General features: G+C 43.1%; 1 pseudogene. It reads left to right on the top strand.

Annotated elements, in window-relative coordinates:
* Positions 1 to 255 (top strand): annotated as a pseudogene (locus PSI06_RS21350) (elongation factor Tu); the annotation flags it as partial.

Raw genomic sequence — 255 nt, 5'->3', positions numbered from 1 at the left:
TACGTGGTACTAAGCGTGAAGACGTTGAACGTGGTCAAGTACTAGCTAAGCCTGGTTCAATCAACCCACACACTACATTCACTTCAGAAGTATACGTACTTTCTAAAGATGAAGGTGGTCGTCATACACCTTTCTTCAAAGGTTACCGTCCACAGTTCTACTTCCGTACAACTGACGTAACAGGTGACGTACAGTTACCAGAAGGCGTAGAAATGGTAATGCCTGGTGATAACGTTAAGATGACAGTAACTCTAA

This window comes from Pseudoalteromonas sp. GABNS16E (genome assembly GCF_028598715.1).
Taxonomy (GTDB): Bacteria; Pseudomonadota; Gammaproteobacteria; order Enterobacterales; family Alteromonadaceae; genus Pseudoalteromonas; species Pseudoalteromonas atlantica.
Note: the sequence above shows the minus strand (reverse complement) of the source record. Positions and strands in the feature narration are given on the sequence as shown.